The sequence below is a fragment of the Nonomuraea polychroma genome, from assembly GCF_004011505.1.
In the GTDB taxonomy this organism is placed as follows: domain Bacteria; phylum Actinomycetota; class Actinomycetes; order Streptosporangiales; family Streptosporangiaceae; genus Nonomuraea; species Nonomuraea polychroma.
This window is the reverse complement of sequence record NZ_SAUN01000001.1, coordinates 8,166,249-8,181,890: the sequence shown is the minus strand read 5'-3', so window position 1 is coordinate 8,181,890 and position 15,642 is coordinate 8,166,249. Positions and strand designations below refer to the sequence as shown.

The following is a 15,642-nucleotide window of genomic DNA, read 5'->3' as shown; positions in this document are numbered from 1 at the left end:
TCATCGCCTGGAGCTGGGATCTGCTCGGCGAGAACGAGCGTACGGTGGCCGAGCGGGTCTCGGTCCTGCCCGGTGGCGTGACGCTGGAGTCGGCCACTGCGGTCTGCGCCGGCACCGCAGTGCTCCCGGGCGAGGTCCTCCAGCTGCTCGCCGCCCTGATCGACAAGTCGCTGCTGCAACTGGCGCCCGACGCGGGCCGCTACCGGATGCTCGAGCTCGATTGCGAGGAAAAGCCCGACCGGGCCAGCGCCGACGATGACGACACGCCGCCTGGTTCCCGACCAGCACGGCGTGTCCTCACCGACCACGACCGCGTTCCAGGTGCGGGCCGGTCCTTCATGGCGTCGCACCCCCTCGTGAACCGCGGTCAGAATGTGGCGATCGGGTTGACCGGGCTGCCGGACGTACCGGCGAAGCGGACCGGCGCGACTGCGAGGTGGAAGTCCCACTGGCCGAGCTCGGCAGCCGTCGTCGCGCACGCCTCCAGGTCGCAGTTGTCGAGCATCCACAGACCCATAGCGACGAGGCTCACGGCGTGAACCGGCATCAACACGTCTTCGTACCCCGACGGCTGAACGTCCTGGGGGGTGTCAGCGCCGATCAGCGCAACCTCCCGTTCATGCAGCCACGGCAGGCAGGACGCGTGCCAGCCGGCCTGCGTGAAACCGCTGACCGCACCGGTCTCGTGCCGGACGCGGCCATAGCCGGTCCGCAGGAGTACCGCATCGCCGGATCGCACCCGCACACCCTGGCGACGCTCGGCCTCCTCGAGATCGTCGGGAAACACACCCTGCCCCGGTTCCAACCACGGCACATCGCGGACCCTCGCAATGTCCAGCAGGACACCACGCGTGATGATCCCGTTCGCCGCCGCCGTGACGGCCGCCCACGCCGATCCCGTTGCGGCGTCGACCAGCGAGTGGGACCGTCCGTTGTACATCGCGCCGTCCCAGAAGATGTGGCACGGCGAGTCGACGTGGGTGAGGGTGTTGCCGTGGAACGTGATGCCGAGCCGCTCGGACGAAAAGCCCCAGCGCCGGTCGTTGTGGAATCCGGGCACCGGCATGTCCTCGGCACCCGGCATGTCGGCGGCGCACGGGCACGTCGTCGTCGACCGCTCCATGTCTTCCGGTACGGCAACCTCCCATGCGCACGACACGCTCCTGCCGTGGCGCACGGCCCGCGCCGCCGCCAGCCGGACGTCGTCGGTGATGTGGTTCAGAGTGCCGAGCTCGTCGTCGTCGCCCCACCGACCCCAGTTCGACAGCGTGTTGAAGTACCCGAGCACGTCGTCCTGTGTGGGCATCGGTCGCCCTGCCGTCATCCCAGCATCGACTCCTCCGGTCACGTGGTTCGAGGCACCGCAGGCAGGGTATCCCGCCCTCTCCTTTGACATGACCTCGCCGGGGCCGGAGAGACGGTGTGAGCAACCTCATCCAACCCCCGGCGAGGCCCATGTCAATCCCCATCCGCCTCGGCGATCTCCCCACCCGTTACGCGCAGAACTTCTGGGTTGGCGCTGAGAACGGTCTTTGCAAAGAGATCAAGTTCAAGCGAGAGGCTTCACTTGTCGTCCGGTATCGCCCATACCGCTCTGATCACGCTCACCGACCTGGGATACGAGGGTGCCCGGGAGATGTTCAGGATGTCGTTCAAGAAGCCCAAGGGCGGCCGGCTCACCGAGCCGCAGCGCGCGTTCAACCAGCTGCTCCTGCGAGGCATCCATGGAATCGGCGAACGGGCGAACACCCTGCCCAAGACCTCATTCAAAAGCCCTGCGCCGAGTCAGCCCCGACCCGAGCCGGATCACCCAGATCGCCGCCGCAGCCCTCGTCCTGCTTCAACTGGAGTACGGACGGACCGTGTAAGGCAATCACCTACCGCCATGAGCAGTTACAGGGAAAGGTTCATAGTCGATGAGGGAAACTCCGGGGGCCTCGAACCAATGGTCGTGTAGTGGCATCCAACAAGATCACAGCGTCAGAAGGGACTCATGTGATCATCTGGTTGAGCGGCACCTTCGGGGCAGGCAACCATGTCACCGTGGATGGGCCTTTCGCTAGGCGACCGGGCCTGCGCATGACGCAGGGTGCCCTCGCAGCCGTGAGCGTGTCCCAGGCATGGTGATCCGCAAACGCGCCCCACGCTCCACGCAGCGAATCGACGTGACCTGCCTTCCCGAAGACGTCGTGGCGCTCATCGACGCCCTCGAGCCTGGTGAGAACTTGGTCCTCACGCGTGACGGCGCGTCGATCGCGACCATCTCCAGCACCATTGACGTGGTCCAAGGCGCCATCGTCGATCGCGACGCGCCAGATGAGGCCAACGATCAAGCACCGATCGACTACGAGAGCGTGACAGTCGTGGCCACCGCGATGGAGCTGTCGACCGCGGCTCGGGTTGCGCTATCCACCCAGCTCGGGGCGGACTACGTAGTGCTCGATATGCATGCGGCCCCCGCGACGACCGATGTGCTGCTGGTACCTCCAGGCAGCCCGCAGTTGATCGCAGCGCTCCGATCGATGTTCCCGAAAGCTCGCGTCATCGTCACCGAAATCGAGGACCACGAACTCGGAGTTCAGTACCACGGCCCGGTCCGACGACTACTTGACGCCGGCGCTGATGCCTATCTACCTCCGGCGACCCTCCCACTCCTGGCCAGGCAGCTTGACTACACACTGAATCAAGGGCGCGAGATCGCTGGCGGGGCCGCGACACCACTGCAGATCGCACCGACCGTGGAGCCGGCAGATCCAGACGACGAATGACCCGCGCCTCTACGCTGGACCGTCGGGTGGCGGATCACCGAAGCCATAGGAGTTCCGGGCCACCGTGGGTGGCCGGCTTTCAAGCAGCGACGACAGGGCCAAGGCGGGTGGGGCCAAATCTCGTCGGCCGAAGTTTTGGCGATCACGGAGGTAGGGCCACCGCTCGCTGGTATTCGGGGCCAAGAGTCACCCGTGGAATCGGGGCATCACACCTGATGCGTCAAGAGCCCGACCATGAGACGGCCTCCGTCTCACCCGAAGGACGATGCGCAGGCCTCTGGCCCTGCCGCAGATCGCGGACACGGCATCGATCAATGCTCTTGTCCCTTACCCGCGGGGCGAGCTACTTGCCACCGTCGCCAGGGAAGGCGAGTTCGGCATCCAGCTTTGGGACTGGCGGGGATATCAGCGGATCGCCTCACCGATCAGCTTCAACACCCAGTCCGTGCCGGCCGTGGCATTCAACCGGACCGCTCTTCTCCTCTCATCCGCCGACGGGTCCTTACGCGAGATCACCGTCGATCCCGGCACTGCCGCCGCCGTGATCTGTCACCGGGACGGCGGTCTCTCCCCTGCCGAGTGGCAACAACACATCCCAGAAGTGGCCTGTCAAAAGACCTGCCACTGACGATATCCCCGCGAGAAACCGGGACCGTTTCCCAAGGGTTGCGGTCTGCGGGTTAGCTTCACGGCATTGATGGTGGGCCGATGTGCCTGATTCCGTCATAGGGCAAGATCGCCCCATGCGCGTGACTCGCAACCCGCTTGTCCTGCTCTTTACCGGAGCCGTCGGACTCGCCTCGCTTCTGACGTTCGTTGAGGTGAGCACTCCCGGCCTGTCCTACTGGGCATTGGTGCTGGCGCTGTACTGGCTGGCACTCGCCAGCGCCTGGCTCGCACGGGTGTTGGTTCCTGGTGCGGGTCGGCGGGCGTGGGCGCCCTGGATGTTCGTCCCACTCGCACTTGTCCTGGGCACCGTGCTGCTGGTCAAGGTCGACGCGCCCCTTCACGCGCGCTTCGTCCTGTCGGAGCCGAGCCTGGAGCGCTACGCCCGGTCAGTACGCACGGACTATGACAGCAATCGATGGTGGGGCCTGTACTGGGTGGACGACGTGGAGAAGCCCTCTCTGTCAGGGTTTGTTGAGACTGATGTGACTACAGTTCATCTGACTGATGAGGGTGAGTAAGGATCTCAACGAACCGTGAGCATGAGACTGGCCGAGCGTTCCCCGGCGTCGATCGCCGATGATGGAGCAATGAGCTCGGGTAAGGGCAAGCAGGGGCCACGCGCGGACCGGCCGCGGCGGCGGACGTTCACGCCCGAGTACAAGCAGGCGATCTTGGCCGAATACGACGCGCTGACCGAACCGGGCGCGCGGGGCGCGCTGCTGCGGCGGGAAGGGCTGTACTCCTCGCATCTCGTTGAGTGGCGGCGGGCGGCCGAGGCGGGAGCGCTGGACGGCCTGGCCAAGGGCGGCAAACGCTCGGGCAAGAGCGGCGAGCAGGCCGAGCTGGAGCGGCTGCGGCGCAAGGTGGAAGCGCTCGAGGCCGAACTGGCCCGAAAAGACGCGGCGTTGGATCTGGTGGGAAAAGCACATGCGCTCTTGGAGACGCTCTCCGAGAGCGCGGCCTCAAAGCCGAGGTCGAACAGGCGATAGGCGAGGTCTTCGCTGACCTGGAAGCCGTCACCTCGACCAGCGCGGCGTGCGCGCTGCTGGGCAAGTCGCGGGCCAGCCTGTATCGCCAACGCGCCCGGGCCAGTGGCCCGCCGCGTAAGCCCGGCCCCGTCGAGCCGCCGCCCAACGCGCTGACGCTCGACGAGCGTGAGCGCGTGCTGGCAGTGCTGACCGAGCCGCGCTTCGCCGACAAGGCAGTCGCGCAGATCTGGGCCGAATTGCTGGACGAAGGGGTCTACCTGGCCTCTCAATCGACCATGTACCGGCTGCTGCGCGAGCAGGGACTGGTGCGCGAGCGGCGTCGGCTGGCCGCGCATCCGGCTTATGTCAAACCCGAGTTGGTGGCCCATCAGCCGAACGACGTGTGGAGCTGGGATATCACCCGCCTGCCCGGCCCGACCCGCGGCACCTTCTACCAGCTGTATGTGATGCTCGATATCTTCAGCCGTTACCCGGTGGGCTGGCGGCTGGAGGCGGCCGAGGACGCCGCCATCGCCGAGCGGTGGATGGCCGGACTGATCACGGCACACGGCCGGCCCAAGGCGATCCACGCCGACCGGGGCAGCGCGATGACGTCCAAGAACGTCGCTCAGTTACTGGTGGACCTGGGGGTGCAGCGCAGCCATTCCCGCCCGCGCGTGTCCAACGACAACCCCTATTCGGAAGCCCAGTTCAAGACGCTGAAGTACCGCTTCGACTTCCCCGAGCAGTTCTCCTCGATCGAGCACGCGCACGCCTGGTGCACCGATTTCTTCGACTACTACCGGCACGAGCACCGTCATGCGGCGCTGGGGCTGCACACCCCGGCCTCGGTCTACTTCGGCACCGCCGGGCAGATCCAGCTCCAGCGAGCTCAGGTTCTGGCCGCGGCCTATGCGGCCAATCCAACGCGGTTCGGCCGACCGCCGACCCCGCCCCCTATGCCCACCGCGGCGTGGATCAATCCACCGACCCCACAAGCGCTCATAGCGTCCACATAGCAAGAGACTGTCTCAAGATCCTTGACAGGTACCGAAGATCCCCGGGGGAGCGAGGTTCATGGTGACCTCGCTCACGATGGATTGGAAGAGCTACGGCTTCGCCTACATCCCGGATCGGGCACCGGATCCAGAAGAGGGAAGGTATGAGCACTTCAAGGGCCCTTGGTATATCTGGACCGAGGGACCCTGAACCTGTCAGATGCATGACCTCTCGGTTCCACGCCGATGTGTGCCGTGCGCAGAGCGCTGTCAGTACCTTGAAGGTGCTGATCAGCTGGGAAACGCGATAGCGCGCCGCCCTGCATCCGTTCACGCAAGCAGACGGTTGCGAATCTCGATCGCGCCCCGGAAGCAAGCAGAATAGAGCCGGTTTCCGGGGGCGTCGCCGTTGCGCAGCCTGGGGTCAGGTATGGCCAGAAACTGGCACCTCGACAACGACCGCCAGTGCGGGGCCGACGCAGCCCCTCACGGACCGGCTGCATGAGCGTCGGGAGCATGCCCGCGGGCGAAGGCCGCCTGCGGCAGGTTCGCCATGTGCTCGCCGTACTCCTGCGGAGTCCAGCCCCGGTCGACGAGCAGCCGCTCCGATACGGTCCAGGACATCAGGCTCCACAGCATGTCGACTGCGGTCTCCAGGGTCCACGGGGTGGCCAGTCTGCGCTCGTCGGCCAGCCAGGACAGGAGCCGGGTGCAGCCGCGGCGCCAGTTGTCCATCGTGGTCTGATCCACTCGGCGGCGTCGGGGTCGGTGTAGCGGGCTCGTTCCACCGCCGGGGAGACGGCCATGATGCGCGGGTGCATCCCGGCCATGTGGTGGGCCCACTTGCGTAGCGCGGTCACTGCGTCGGGGCTGTTCCACACCTGGTTCAGGAGGAGCCGATGTCCTCGGCGGCGCCCAAAGTGGCGGTACAGCTGGGCCGGCAGGTCGCTGCATGAGGCGAAGTGCAGGTAGAGGGCGCGGGGGAGACGGATCGAGGGTGTCATCAAACGTCCGTGCCACCCGGCGGGATCGTGGTCGGTAGAGCCCGCCACGGGCTCTACCGATGATTTCTTGCGAGCTGCCGGGTCAGTACGGCCATGACTGATGTGAACAAGCCGCCGATCGTCTCCCGCCAGGATTGGCTGGCCGCAATCGACACCCTGCGCGTCCGGGAGAAGGCGCACACCCGCGAGGGCGACGCGATCGCCGCCGCTCGGCGACGGCTGCCGATGACCGAGGTGGACCCATCGGCCCCGGTCGTCGGAGGCAAGGGGCACGTCCCCCTGATCGATGTCTTCGAGGGGCGCAACCAGTTGTTCGTGTCGTATCACATGTGGCACGACGGACACACCGCCGCCGACCAGTGTGAGGGCTGCACCTTCTTCACCGGCCAGGTCCGCGAACTGTCCTATCTGCACCAGCGTGACGTCACCTTCGCCGTCTTCTGCCAGGGCCCCTACGAGGAATCCGACCGCTACCGCCGCTTCATGGGCTGGGACATGCCCTGGTACTCCGTACCCGACGAGTCGCACGAACGACTCGTCGCCGGCCGCCACTTCGGGATGAAGGCGAGCTACCTCCGCGATGGGGACCGCGTCTACGAGACGTACTGGACCACCGGCCGCGGCGTCGAACCCATGGCGCCGTCCTACGGCATCCTCGACATGACCGTCTACGGACGGCAGGAGACTTGGGAGGACTCCCCGTCCGGCTGGCCGCAGCCGTACGAGACACTCGGCCAGCAGTTCCGCAAGGACGGACGGCCGACCGCGCAATGGGCACGGATCGCCGCCGGCCACGACGACGACCTCCACAGCGGACAGCCAAGCACGGGCACGGGCAGCTCAGGCTGCTGCTCGTGAACCCAAGCCCGGACTCAAAGAGCGGCACTCAAGGAGGCGACCACAAGTGAAGCTTTGAAACGCTTGTTGATGGGCTGGTGCCGCCTGCGTGGACGGTGTTCTGTCGGTGCCGTAGGGCATGATGCCTCCGGACACCCGCCGACGCGAAGGACACCATTGGCCCGCCTGCTCCGCTACGGAGGTTGAAAGGTTAAGGTCTCGCGGCGTGGGCGCTTGAGACCATGCTGACGGCGCATGAGCCGTACCCGGCGGTGGTGGTCGACCGCCTCTGGAACGTGCTGCTGGGCAACCGCGCCATGGGGATCCTCATGGACGGCATCCCCGCCGCACCTGCTGGAGCCGCAGCCGAACGTGTTCCGGCTCGCGCTGCACCCCGACGGGCTGGCCGGGCGGCTGGCCAATCTGGGAGAGGTACGGGAGCTCTTCCTCGAACGGCTGTCCCGGCAGGTCAACGCCACCGGGGACGCCGAGCTCCAGGCGCTCCACGAGGAAGTGTCCCGCTACCCCGCCCCCGGCGACGTGCACGACCACTCGTCGCGACACCAGCCGAGCCCGATCCAGGTGCCGTTGAGAATCCGTACACCGTCCGGCGAGCTGGCGATGTTCAGCACCATGGCCACCGTCGGCGCTCCGGCCGACGTGACGCTGTCGGAGCTGGCGATCGAGCTGTTCTATCCCCTCGACGACTTCACCGCCAACGCCCTCCGCGTTATGCCGCTTGATGGTGTTTGAGCCGGTCCTTCACGCAAGGCGCGCGCTGCTGTGGCTTCGGCCTGGACCGTCCACGCAGGTCGAAGCCATCCTCGGTGTTGAGCCCAGTTCGTTCAGCCGTCGACGAGGATCGGGTGGTGGGGTGGGCCGTCGGCGAAACGACCGGCCAGCAGTGGGGGCGGCCTCGGCGGCTGTGGGTGCGCACAACGGCCCTCCCTGCCTCTTGACTGCGCGTGTAAGGTTCTCGGAGTGCCTGACCAGCATTCGCGACAGAGGTGATTCGCATGTCCTATCCCTCCCATGATCGCTATGATCACCGTCCACGATCGGCCAGGCCGTCGGTAAATCCGGCGCGGGTGTGGGGCGGCGGCGTGGCCGCTGCCGTGGTGGCCGCCCTGATCGTGGTGGTCGGGGTCATGATCAGCAAGAGGCTTCTGGGCATCCGCGTCCTCACCCCCGATGGGGCTTCCGCGTACGGCAGCGCGGCGACCACGGGATATGCGATCTCGGCCGCCGCTGCCGCGCTCGTCGCCACGCTGCTGCTCTACATCCTCATGCTGTCGACGCCGGAGCCGACCAAGTTCTTCGGCTGGATCGCCGGGCTCTTCACCGTCCTGATCACGATCCTGCCGTTCATGTACGATGCCGATCTCATCGATCAGATCGCCACGGCAGCCATCAATCTCATCATCGGCATCGCCATCGTCTCGCTCCTGGCGTCGATCGGGCGCACGGCTCTTGAGGAGATACCGGATCCGCAGCCGTACCCGTACGAGCAGCCCCGCGGACATGACGTCCGCGGATACGAGCCCCGTGGGTACGAGGCCCGGGGATATGAGCAGCGCGGATACGAGCGGCCCCGTGAGCACGAGCAGCGCGGGTACGAGCGCCGAGACTACGACCCCTACGACTGAGCAGCAGCAGCATCCTCCGCCGGCGTTCTTGGGTTCGGTCACGCCGGGCCTACGTACGTAGGTCCCCGAAATAGGTACCTATATGGGGAGTTCTCACGTCTCGTCGTGGCAGCTCACCGAGGCACTCTTGAGAGTGAGGGATCAGCCTCACTCGAAGCGAGGGCCTTAAGAACACCCATGTACCAGCATCAGCTCAGCACTCAGCCGGCCGACGATGTCCGCCGCGAGGGCGCCTCCGCCGAGGGCGTGTCCTTCGATGGCCGGAAGGTCTCGTGGTGGCTCTCGACCGACCTCCGCTCGGTGCGCAGGGCGCGCCGGCTGGCTCGGGAGACGCTGGTCGAGTGGGGCTTCGACGACCAGGTGGAGGTCGCCGAACTGCTGGTGAGCGAGCTGGTCGGCAACGCGCTCGATCATGCGCGCGGGCAGGTCGGACTCAGCTTCTCCGCTGATGACGGGCTGCTGCGGTGCGTGGTGGAGGACGAGGATCCGGAGCTGCCGTGCATGCGTACCGTTGACGAGGACGCGGAGAGCGGGCGCGGGTTGTTCCTGGTCGACATGCTCTCCAATCGCTGGGGTGCGGTTCCCACCGCGCAGGGCGGGAAGGCCATCTGGTTCGAGCTGCCGGCATTCGCCGACGCCGAGGTCGAGATGCTGGACGCTCTGGCGGTTGCCGCCTGAGTCCGGGGCTTTCGCGCCGGCTCGCGCTCACCACCGCTCCTGCAGCCAACGCAGCGAGGCCCCGGCGAGGGCGATCATCATGTTCAGCAGATGACGATCCGCCCCTGGCCCTGCCGTGACGGCGGTACGGAACAAGAACCCGGCGTGCAGCACCAACAGCTCGTCGATCTGCCCCTGAGCGAGATGACGGGTGAGCGGATGAGCGTCGGCGAGCGGCTGCGGATCCACACCGCTCAGGCGCGCGCTCGACAACACCGTGACGACGTCGCAGTAGGGCGCTCCCACCCACGCATGCGGCCAATCGACCACGACCACACGGTCCGCGTTCATCACGATGTTGAACGGATACAGGTCCCCGTGAAGCAGGGTGTGCCCGGCGAACGGTGACATCGCCGCCGCCTCCACCGCGATCAGGTCATCGAGATGGTCCGCCGCCCACGGCGCCAGCGCCGCCAAAGCGTCGCGCTCGTGGCGAGGGGTCAAGGCCGGCCATCCACCCAGCCGCGGCCGGTTCAGGACCTCCTCATCGATAGGGGACGGCGTGAGCAGCGACGCCAACTCGCCGACCGTCTCCAGGACCCGCCGCAGTTCCTCGCCGCGCCATGGCTGGGCGGGAAGACGACCGGCGATCTCCTCGAACGCCAGGGCGATCCAGTCGCCGTCGTCGTACGTGCCGAGCAGGCGCGGCACCGGGGCCTGCGGGGGAAGCCGCGCTGAGATCGCCGCTTCCCGGCGGTGAAACCCTGCCACCGCGGGTGCCCGCGCCGACTGCGCGGCCTTGACGAAGGCGCCTCTGCCGTCCGCCAGTCGCACGCGGGCGGCCAACCCTTCCGAGAAGCCGCCCGGCTGGTCGATCGTGGCGATCACCTTGGCGCCGAGCAGCCGCTCGACACCTGCCATCACTTCGGAGGGCAAGGCGTCCCACGCGAGCCTCCGGCCGCCGGTGGCACGCGGCATCTCCATACCCGATGGAACGATCATTCCGTTCACGTCCTTCCCGTTGCGGAGGTCGACGGATTCTGGCCGGAACCGGGCCTGACCCGCCGCCAGATCGGGTAGCCGATCGCGGTGAGCGCGGCGAACAGGGGCGCGGCGTGCCCGAAGCCGACTTCGGCGAGCAGCAGGTCCAGGACCGGCGTCAGCATCGTGAGGCAGATGACGCACCGCGGCGGTGCGGGAACGTCGAGCCGCGCTTTCCCCAGGGGGTACGTTTCCACGGTTTCGCCACCGACAACCCGGCCTGGAAGGCGATCGCCGACGCCATGAGCACCGTGGCGAAGAGCAGACCGGCATCGGCATCTCGTACGCCCTCCGCCGGCGCCGTGAGCCTCGGGCTGAGGAGGAAGATGGCCGCGTAAGTGCGGCCGTCAAGTGTTGATCTTCGTCCAGCCGGAATTGACCTGCGGCTCGTCGCCGGAAATGGCAGCATGATCCGGTGATGACCACGTGGGACGAGGCGTTCGCGAACCGATATGAGGAATGGTCGGCGCACATGACGGCCGACGTCGCGTTCTATGTCGATCTCGCACGCGAGACGGACGGGCCGCTGGTCGAGCTCGCGGTCGGCAACGGGCGGGTCGCGATCCCGGTCGCGCGGGCAACCGGCCGGCGGGTCATCGGCATCGACGTGTCGCCGGCGATGCTCGCCCAAGCCCGTACCCGGGCGGCCGAAGCAGGAGTGGAGCTCGACCTGCGTGCGGCCGACATGCGTGACTTCGCGGTGGACGAGCCGGCGGCGCTGATCTACTGCCCGTTCCGATCGCTGCAGCACCTGCCGACCTGGGCCGACCGCCGCCGCACCTTCGAACGTGTCGCCGCGGCCCTCCGGCCGCGGGGACGCTTCGCCTGGAACGCCATCGCCTTCGACCATCGCATTGCCGCGCGGCTCGACGGTGAGCACCAGGACGAACCCGTACCGCACACGATCCGTCATGCCGTGGGCGACAACCGTATCGACATCGTCCTCGACGACGGCGCGACGAGTTCCTTCTGGTGGGGGACGAAGAACGAGTGGCTCGGGCTGATCGACGTCGCCGGTCTTGAGCTGGAGGCGCTCTATGGCGGCTTCGCGCGCGAGCCGTTCACCGAGGAAAGCCGCGAGTACGTGTTCATAGCCCGCCGCCGGGAGCCGTGAATGTCGCACGCGCTACGCCTGGCCGCTTACCAGGCCGTTTCCACCCGACTGGCGCTGCTCAGCGACCGCCAGATCATCGACCTCGTGAACGCGGCCACGCCGCACGGCGCCGGCATCGGCGGCAGATCGGCGGAGCTGGAGGTCGACGGCAGGCAGGTCTTCGTCAAGCGGGTGCCGCTGACGGACCTTGAAACCCGGCCGGAACATCTCCGCTCGACGGCCAACCTCTTCGACCTGCCCACCTTCTACCAGTACGGCATCGGCTCGGCCGGGTTCGGGGCCTGGCGGGAGCTGGCGACCCACACCATGACCACCAACTGGGTCCTCGGTGACATCTACGACGGCTTCCCGCTGATGTACCACTGGCGGGTCGTGCCCGATTCCCCTCCGGTGGGCTTCGCCGACGAGTTCGGGGGCGTGGAGGGGGCGGTCGAGCACTGGGAAGGCTCCCCGGCCGTGCGCGAGCGGCTTGAGGCCATCGGCCGGTCCTCGCTCAGCTTGGTGCTCTTCCTCGAGCACATCCCGCAGACGCTGGCCGCATGGCTGCGCGACCATCAGGACGGCGACACGTACGCATGGGCAGAGCGGGCTCTGGCCCGCGGGACCGCCTTCATGAGCGCCAACGGGCTCGTCCACTTCGATGCTCATTTCCACAATGTCCTGACCGACGGCCACCGCATCTATTTCGCGGACTTCGGGCTCGCGCTCTCTTCTCGATTCGACCTCTCGGCAGGCGAGGCCACGTTCCTGTCTGATCACCTTGCCTACGATCAGCACTACACCGCGGCTCATCTTCTGCGTTACCACCTCCCTGGTGGCGCTCACGACCAGGCGTTCCTCCGCGACTGGATCGCGGGCGACACGCGGCCCGCGCACGTCCCGTCCGCACTGGCCGCGATCATCGACCGGCACGCCAGGACGGCTCTCGTCATGAACGACTTCCACCAACGCCTCATCACCGAGACCAAGCACACGCCGTATCCGGTCGGCGAACTCAAGCGGGCTGCAGAACAGTGACCATGAACGCTCACGTCACTGTGTGACCCAGGTGGTGACGTCGACGTCGCGCGGGTTGACGAGTTCGGAGAGCACGACAGAGGACGTGGTCTCGCCGAGCGTGCCGAGCTCCTCCAGCACCGTTTCGAGATGGCGGGCGTCGCGTACGGCGATCGTGAGCTCGTAGCAGTTCTGGCCGGTCACATGGACACAGGACAAGACGCACGCTGTGGTCAGCAGGCGTTGGCGTAGGTGATTCGCGTCCTTCGTGGAACGGTAGCGGGGGCGCAACGCGACGCGGACCTGGAGGCCGAGGCCGAGCCGGGCCAGATCGAGATGCGCGGTGTAGCCCTGGATCACGCCGCTGTCCTCGAGCCGGCGGAGTCTCTCGGCGACCGCCGATCGGCTCAGGGACACACGCCGGCCCAGTTCGGCGAGGCTGGTCCGGGCGTCGCGAGTGAGCTCGCGGATGATTTTCATGTCAATGGGGTCGACAACCGGCGGTTCGTCGGTGTTCACGGCTGAAAGTCTCCACATCGATGGTCAAAGGCGCTGTACGCCTTCACTTTGGCATGTCCCGAAGGTGGCTGCGGGGCATAGCGTTCCTGGTCATGAAGGCGACTGTTCTGCAGGGCGTGGGTGACATCCGGCTGGTCGAGGTGCCTGATCCGGTGCTTCGCGAGCCCACTGACGTGCTGGTGCGGGTACGGCTGGCGGCTGTGTGCGGGTCCGATCTGTGGCCGTACCGAGGGCTTGAATCCTTCGCGCCCGGCGATCGGATGGGGCACGAGTGGATCGGGACCGTGGAGGAGATCGGGCCGGAGGTCGTACGGCTGCGGAAGGGGGATCTCGTGGTGGCGCCGTTCGCGTTCGCGGACGGCGGGTGCCCGGCGTGCCGGGACGGCCTGCCCACTTCCTGCCGGCGCGGCGGGTTCTGGGGTGGAGCCGACGACGGGGGGCAGGCAGAGGCGGTACGGGTGCCGTTCGCCGATGCGACCCTGGTCCCCGTCAGGGCCGACGTCGATGACGATCTGGCTCGGAGGTTGTTGCCGTTGACCGACGTCATGGCGACCGGGCACCACGCCACGGTCCTTGCCGGGGTCGTGCGCGGTGGGACGGTCGTGGTGATCGGCGATGGCGCGGTGGGCTTGTGCGCGGTTCTGGCCGCGCGGCGGGCCGGGGCCGAACGCATCATCTCCGTCGGTCGGCATGCCGAGCGTGCGCCGTTGGCCCGGCGCTTCGGCGCCACCGACACCCTCCACGCCGACGATCCGCAGACCGCCCCGCTGATCGTCGAGCGCACCGGCGGCGGCGCCGTTTCGGTGGCCGAGTGTGTCGGCGGGCAGTCGGCGCTCGACCTCGCGCTGGCGGTGGCGCGTCCCGGCGGCACGATCGGCTCGGTCGGGGTGCCCAACGGCGTCACCCGGGTGGATCTCTACCGGTTCTTCCGGGCCAACGTCGCGCTGCGTGCGGGTGTGGCGCCGGTCCGGGTCTATCTCGACGCGCTCATCGATGACGTGCTCGCCGGGCGGCTCGATCCATCGCCCGTCTTCACCGCGGAGGCGGCCTTGGCCGGCATCGCCGACGCTTACCGGGCCATGGACCGACGCCAAGCGATCAAGGTGGCGGCCAGGCCGTGAAGTGTTCCTTGGCGATGACCCCGTGCGCGCCGGTCGTCCGGTCCACGACCTGCGACACCTCGAAATTGGCGGCCGCGGACAGGTGGGCGTGGGCGACGGCGCGGTAATGCTTAGCGGGCGTCCGGAGAGAGGCGGAAGACGCGTAGCTCGCGGCCGGAGCGGTCGGTGTAGCCCTGGTAGAGCGGCCAGAAGCGGATGAGGGTCTGCCAGGCCTGCTCGCGTTCGGCGTCTGTCAGCAGGGCGGCCGTCACGGGGATCACACGGCCCTGGAAACGCACCGTGGCCTGTGGGGTCTTCAGGAGGTTGCCGCTCCAGGCGGGATGGTGCTCCCTGCCGAAGTTGCTGCCCACCACGAGGAACGTGCCACCGTCCTCGGGCCAGCAGGCCAGCGGGGTCTCGCGGGGCTGCCCCGACTTGCTGCCGGTCGTGGTGAGCAGCAGGTGGGGGATCATCTGGTCGCCCATGAGGGCGCGGCCGCCGGTCAGCCGGTTGACGAGGCGGTCCAGGGGCGGCACGATCTTGGGCGCGACCAGGGCGAAGCCCCTCGTGCCCGCGAGCCACTGGAAGAACGGGCGCAGCGCGGTGCTGACGCGTGCCTTGAACCCGCCGCTGGACTGCTGCTGCTCGACCACGGTGACCTCACGTCCGGATCCGGTAGGCGGTGGTGACGGGGCCAGGATAGTGCCCAAGCAAGCGATTGGTCTACCTGGTCTCGCCGGCCTTCCGCGCCGCCTGCTCCAGACGGTTCCGGTACGTCTCCCACCACGTCTCATCCCTGGACGGCAGGTTGCCGTTGTCCGCGCGTAGTCCGGCGGCGCCGTCGATCATCTCTCTGACGATGTCGGCGTGGCCGGCATGGCGGTTGGTCTCGGTGATCACGTGAATGAGGATCCGGTGCAGGGTGGCCTCGCGGCGCTCGGCCGGCCACCAGGCGACTCGACCGACGGCGTCCAGGGGCAGCTCGTTGATCGTGGCGTCCGCGTGCGCCCAGGCCCGGTGGTACAGCGCGATGATCTGCTCGCGGGACTCGTCGGCCGTCGCCCACATGTCCGCGTTGGGCTCCGCGTCCTCCTCGAACCAGGGGAGCGGCTCGCCGGACGGGCGGTCGAAGACGTCGCCGAAGTAGCCGAACTCGACGCTGGCCACGTGCTTGATCAGGCCGAGGAGGTTGGTGCCCGTCGGGGTCATGGGGCGGCGGACGTCGTACTCGGAAAGGCCGTCGAGCTTCCATAGCAGGGCATCGCGGGCGATCTGCAAATAGCGGTGGAGGTCGGCTTTGGGGTCCGATACGGTCATGCGGATCA

General features: G+C 67.6%; 17 protein-coding genes and 3 pseudogenes. 13 read left to right on the top strand and 7 right to left on the bottom strand.

Annotated elements, in window-relative coordinates; all coding sequences use genetic code 11:
- Positions 1 to 367 precede the first annotated feature (367 nt).
- Positions 368 to 1,288: a cyclase family protein gene (locus tag EDD27_RS37310; protein ID WP_241564467.1), complete on the bottom strand. Its 921-nt coding sequence runs from the start codon at positions 1,286 to 1,288 to the stop codon at positions 368 to 370.
- Between the two features lie 312 nt (positions 1,289 to 1,600).
- On the opposite strand from EDD27_RS37310, the pseudogene EDD27_RS57155 reads away from it, so the two are divergent.
- From EDD27_RS57155 to EDD27_RS37285, 5 genes and pseudogenes are all read left to right on the top strand, one after another.
- A pseudogene (locus tag EDD27_RS57155) lies at positions 1,601 to 1,868 on the top strand (transposase family protein); the annotation flags it as partial.
- A 252-nt stretch (positions 1,869 to 2,120) separates the two neighbouring features.
- Complete coding sequence (locus tag EDD27_RS37305) at positions 2,121 to 2,768, top strand: hypothetical protein (protein WP_164903961.1); 648 nt, start codon at positions 2,121 to 2,123, stop codon at positions 2,766 to 2,768.
- Between the two features lie 265 nt (positions 2,769 to 3,033).
- Complete coding sequence (locus EDD27_RS37300) at positions 3,034 to 3,396, top strand: WD40 repeat domain-containing protein (RefSeq protein ID WP_127936573.1); 363 nt, start codon at positions 3,034 to 3,036, stop codon at positions 3,394 to 3,396.
- A gap of 115 nt (positions 3,397 to 3,511) precedes the next feature.
- Complete coding sequence (locus tag EDD27_RS37295) at positions 3,512 to 3,955, top strand: hypothetical protein (RefSeq protein ID WP_127936572.1); 444 nt, start codon at positions 3,512 to 3,514, stop codon at positions 3,953 to 3,955.
- 69 nt (positions 3,956 to 4,024) lie between these two features.
- Positions 4,025 to 5,424, top strand: a pseudogene (locus tag EDD27_RS37285) (IS3 family transposase).
- Between the two features lie 465 nt (positions 5,425 to 5,889).
- Here the strand turns inward: EDD27_RS37285 and EDD27_RS37280 are convergent.
- Complete coding sequence (locus tag EDD27_RS37280; protein ID WP_127936571.1) at positions 5,890 to 6,138, bottom strand: hypothetical protein; 249 nt, start codon at positions 6,136 to 6,138, stop codon at positions 5,890 to 5,892.
- Between the two features lie 362 nt (positions 6,139 to 6,500).
- On the opposite strand from EDD27_RS37280, the gene EDD27_RS37275 reads away from it, so the two are divergent.
- From EDD27_RS37275 to EDD27_RS37260, 5 genes and pseudogenes are all read left to right on the top strand, one after another.
- Positions 6,501 to 7,265, top strand: a complete 765-nt coding sequence (locus EDD27_RS37275) for a DUF899 domain-containing protein (RefSeq protein ID WP_127936570.1) — start codon at positions 6,501 to 6,503, stop codon at positions 7,263 to 7,265.
- Positions 7,266 to 7,486: 221 nt separating this feature from the next.
- Positions 7,487 to 7,543 (top strand): annotated as a pseudogene (locus tag EDD27_RS57150) (hypothetical protein); the annotation flags it as partial.
- A gap of 73 nt (positions 7,544 to 7,616) precedes the next feature.
- The gene (locus EDD27_RS37270) at positions 7,617 to 7,997 is read left to right on the top strand and encodes an MmyB family transcriptional regulator (protein WP_241564890.1); all 381 of its coding nucleotides are present in this window, start codon (positions 7,617 to 7,619) and stop codon (positions 7,995 to 7,997) included.
- Positions 7,998 to 8,260: 263 nt separating this feature from the next.
- Positions 8,261 to 8,890, top strand: a complete 630-nt coding sequence (locus EDD27_RS54790; protein ID WP_164903960.1) for a DUF6069 family protein — start codon at positions 8,261 to 8,263, stop codon at positions 8,888 to 8,890.
- A gap of 177 nt (positions 8,891 to 9,067) precedes the next feature.
- Positions 9,068 to 9,568, top strand: coding sequence for an ATP-binding protein (locus EDD27_RS37260; protein ID WP_127936568.1), 501 nt, complete (start codon positions 9,068 to 9,070; stop codon positions 9,566 to 9,568).
- A gap of 27 nt (positions 9,569 to 9,595) precedes the next feature.
- On the opposite strand, the gene EDD27_RS37255 is transcribed toward EDD27_RS37260, so the two are convergent.
- Complete coding sequence (locus tag EDD27_RS37255) at positions 9,596 to 10,549, bottom strand: aminoglycoside phosphotransferase family protein (protein ID WP_127936567.1); 954 nt, start codon at positions 10,547 to 10,549, stop codon at positions 9,596 to 9,598.
- Positions 10,550 to 10,554: 5 nt separating this feature from the next.
- Complete coding sequence (locus tag EDD27_RS54785; RefSeq protein WP_164903959.1) at positions 10,555 to 10,785, bottom strand: hypothetical protein; 231 nt, start codon at positions 10,783 to 10,785, stop codon at positions 10,555 to 10,557.
- A 275-nt stretch (positions 10,786 to 11,060) separates the two neighbouring features.
- Between EDD27_RS54785 and EDD27_RS37245 the strand changes: the two genes are divergently transcribed.
- Together EDD27_RS37245 and EDD27_RS37240 are read left to right on the top strand one after the other, a co-directional pair.
- On the top strand, positions 11,061 to 11,702 hold the full coding sequence (locus tag EDD27_RS37245; protein ID WP_127936565.1) for a class I SAM-dependent methyltransferase: 642 nt from the start codon (positions 11,061 to 11,063) through the stop codon (positions 11,700 to 11,702).
- Entirely contained in the window at positions 11,703 to 12,719 is a 1,017-nt protein-coding gene (locus EDD27_RS37240; RefSeq protein ID WP_127936564.1) for a BUD32 family EKC/KEOPS complex subunit, read from the top strand.
- A gap of 15 nt (positions 12,720 to 12,734) precedes the next feature.
- Here the strand turns inward: EDD27_RS37240 and EDD27_RS37235 are convergent, their stop codons facing one another.
- On the bottom strand, positions 12,735 to 13,217 hold the full coding sequence (locus EDD27_RS37235) for an Lrp/AsnC family transcriptional regulator (RefSeq protein WP_164903958.1): 483 nt from the start codon (positions 13,215 to 13,217) through the stop codon (positions 12,735 to 12,737).
- A gap of 92 nt (positions 13,218 to 13,309) precedes the next feature.
- Here EDD27_RS37235 and EDD27_RS37230 point away from each other — a divergent pair, with 92 nt between their 5' ends.
- On the top strand, positions 13,310 to 14,338 hold the full coding sequence (locus tag EDD27_RS37230) for an alcohol dehydrogenase catalytic domain-containing protein (protein WP_127936562.1): 1,029 nt from the start codon (positions 13,310 to 13,312) through the stop codon (positions 14,336 to 14,338).
- 110 nt (positions 14,339 to 14,448) lie between these two features.
- Here EDD27_RS37230 and EDD27_RS37225 read toward each other — a convergent pair whose 3' ends face one another.
- Together EDD27_RS37225 and EDD27_RS37220 are read right to left on the bottom strand one after the other, a co-directional pair.
- Positions 14,449 to 15,027, bottom strand: coding sequence for a nitroreductase family deazaflavin-dependent oxidoreductase (locus EDD27_RS37225; RefSeq protein WP_241564466.1), 579 nt, complete (start codon positions 15,025 to 15,027; stop codon positions 14,449 to 14,451).
- Between the two features lie 13 nt (positions 15,028 to 15,040).
- Positions 15,041 to 15,634 (bottom strand): DinB family protein, encoded by a 594-nt coding sequence (locus EDD27_RS37220; protein WP_127936560.1) that lies wholly within the window; start codon positions 15,632 to 15,634, stop codon positions 15,041 to 15,043.
- Positions 15,635 to 15,642 lie beyond the last annotated feature (8 nt).

What these genes read in the sequence shown, in the direction of transcription:
- EDD27_RS37305 (WP_164903961.1), top strand. Translation starts at nt 2,121, where the DNA reads ATGGTGATCCGCAAACGCGCCCCACGCTCCACGCAGCGAATCGACGTG.
- EDD27_RS37300 (WP_127936573.1), top strand. Translation starts at nt 3,034, where the DNA reads ATGCGCAGGCCTCTGGCCCTGCCGCAGATCGCGGACACGGCATCGATC.
- EDD27_RS37295 (WP_127936572.1), top strand. Translation starts at nt 3,512, where the DNA reads ATGCGCGTGACTCGCAACCCGCTTGTCCTGCTCTTTACCGGAGCCGTC.
- EDD27_RS37280 (WP_127936571.1), bottom strand. Translation starts at nt 6,138, where the DNA reads ATGGACAACTGGCGCCGCGGCTGCACCCGGCTCCTGTCCTGGCTGGCC.
- EDD27_RS37275 (WP_127936570.1), top strand. Translation starts at nt 6,501, where the DNA reads ATGACTGATGTGAACAAGCCGCCGATCGTCTCCCGCCAGGATTGGCTG.
- EDD27_RS54790 (WP_164903960.1), top strand. Translation starts at nt 8,261, where the DNA reads ATGTCCTATCCCTCCCATGATCGCTATGATCACCGTCCACGATCGGCC.
- EDD27_RS37260 (WP_127936568.1), top strand. Translation starts at nt 9,068, where the DNA reads ATGTACCAGCATCAGCTCAGCACTCAGCCGGCCGACGATGTCCGCCGC.
- EDD27_RS37255 (WP_127936567.1), bottom strand. Translation starts at nt 10,549, where the DNA reads ATGATCGTTCCATCGGGTATGGAGATGCCGCGTGCCACCGGCGGCCGG.
- EDD27_RS37245 (WP_127936565.1), top strand. Translation starts at nt 11,061, where the DNA reads ATGACGGCCGACGTCGCGTTCTATGTCGATCTCGCACGCGAGACGGAC.
- EDD27_RS37240 (WP_127936564.1), top strand. Translation starts at nt 11,703, where the DNA reads ATGTCGCACGCGCTACGCCTGGCCGCTTACCAGGCCGTTTCCACCCGA.
- EDD27_RS37230 (WP_127936562.1), top strand. Translation starts at nt 13,310, where the DNA reads ATGAAGGCGACTGTTCTGCAGGGCGTGGGTGACATCCGGCTGGTCGAG.
- EDD27_RS37220 (WP_127936560.1), bottom strand. Translation starts at nt 15,634, where the DNA reads ATGACCGTATCGGACCCCAAAGCCGACCTCCACCGCTATTTGCAGATC.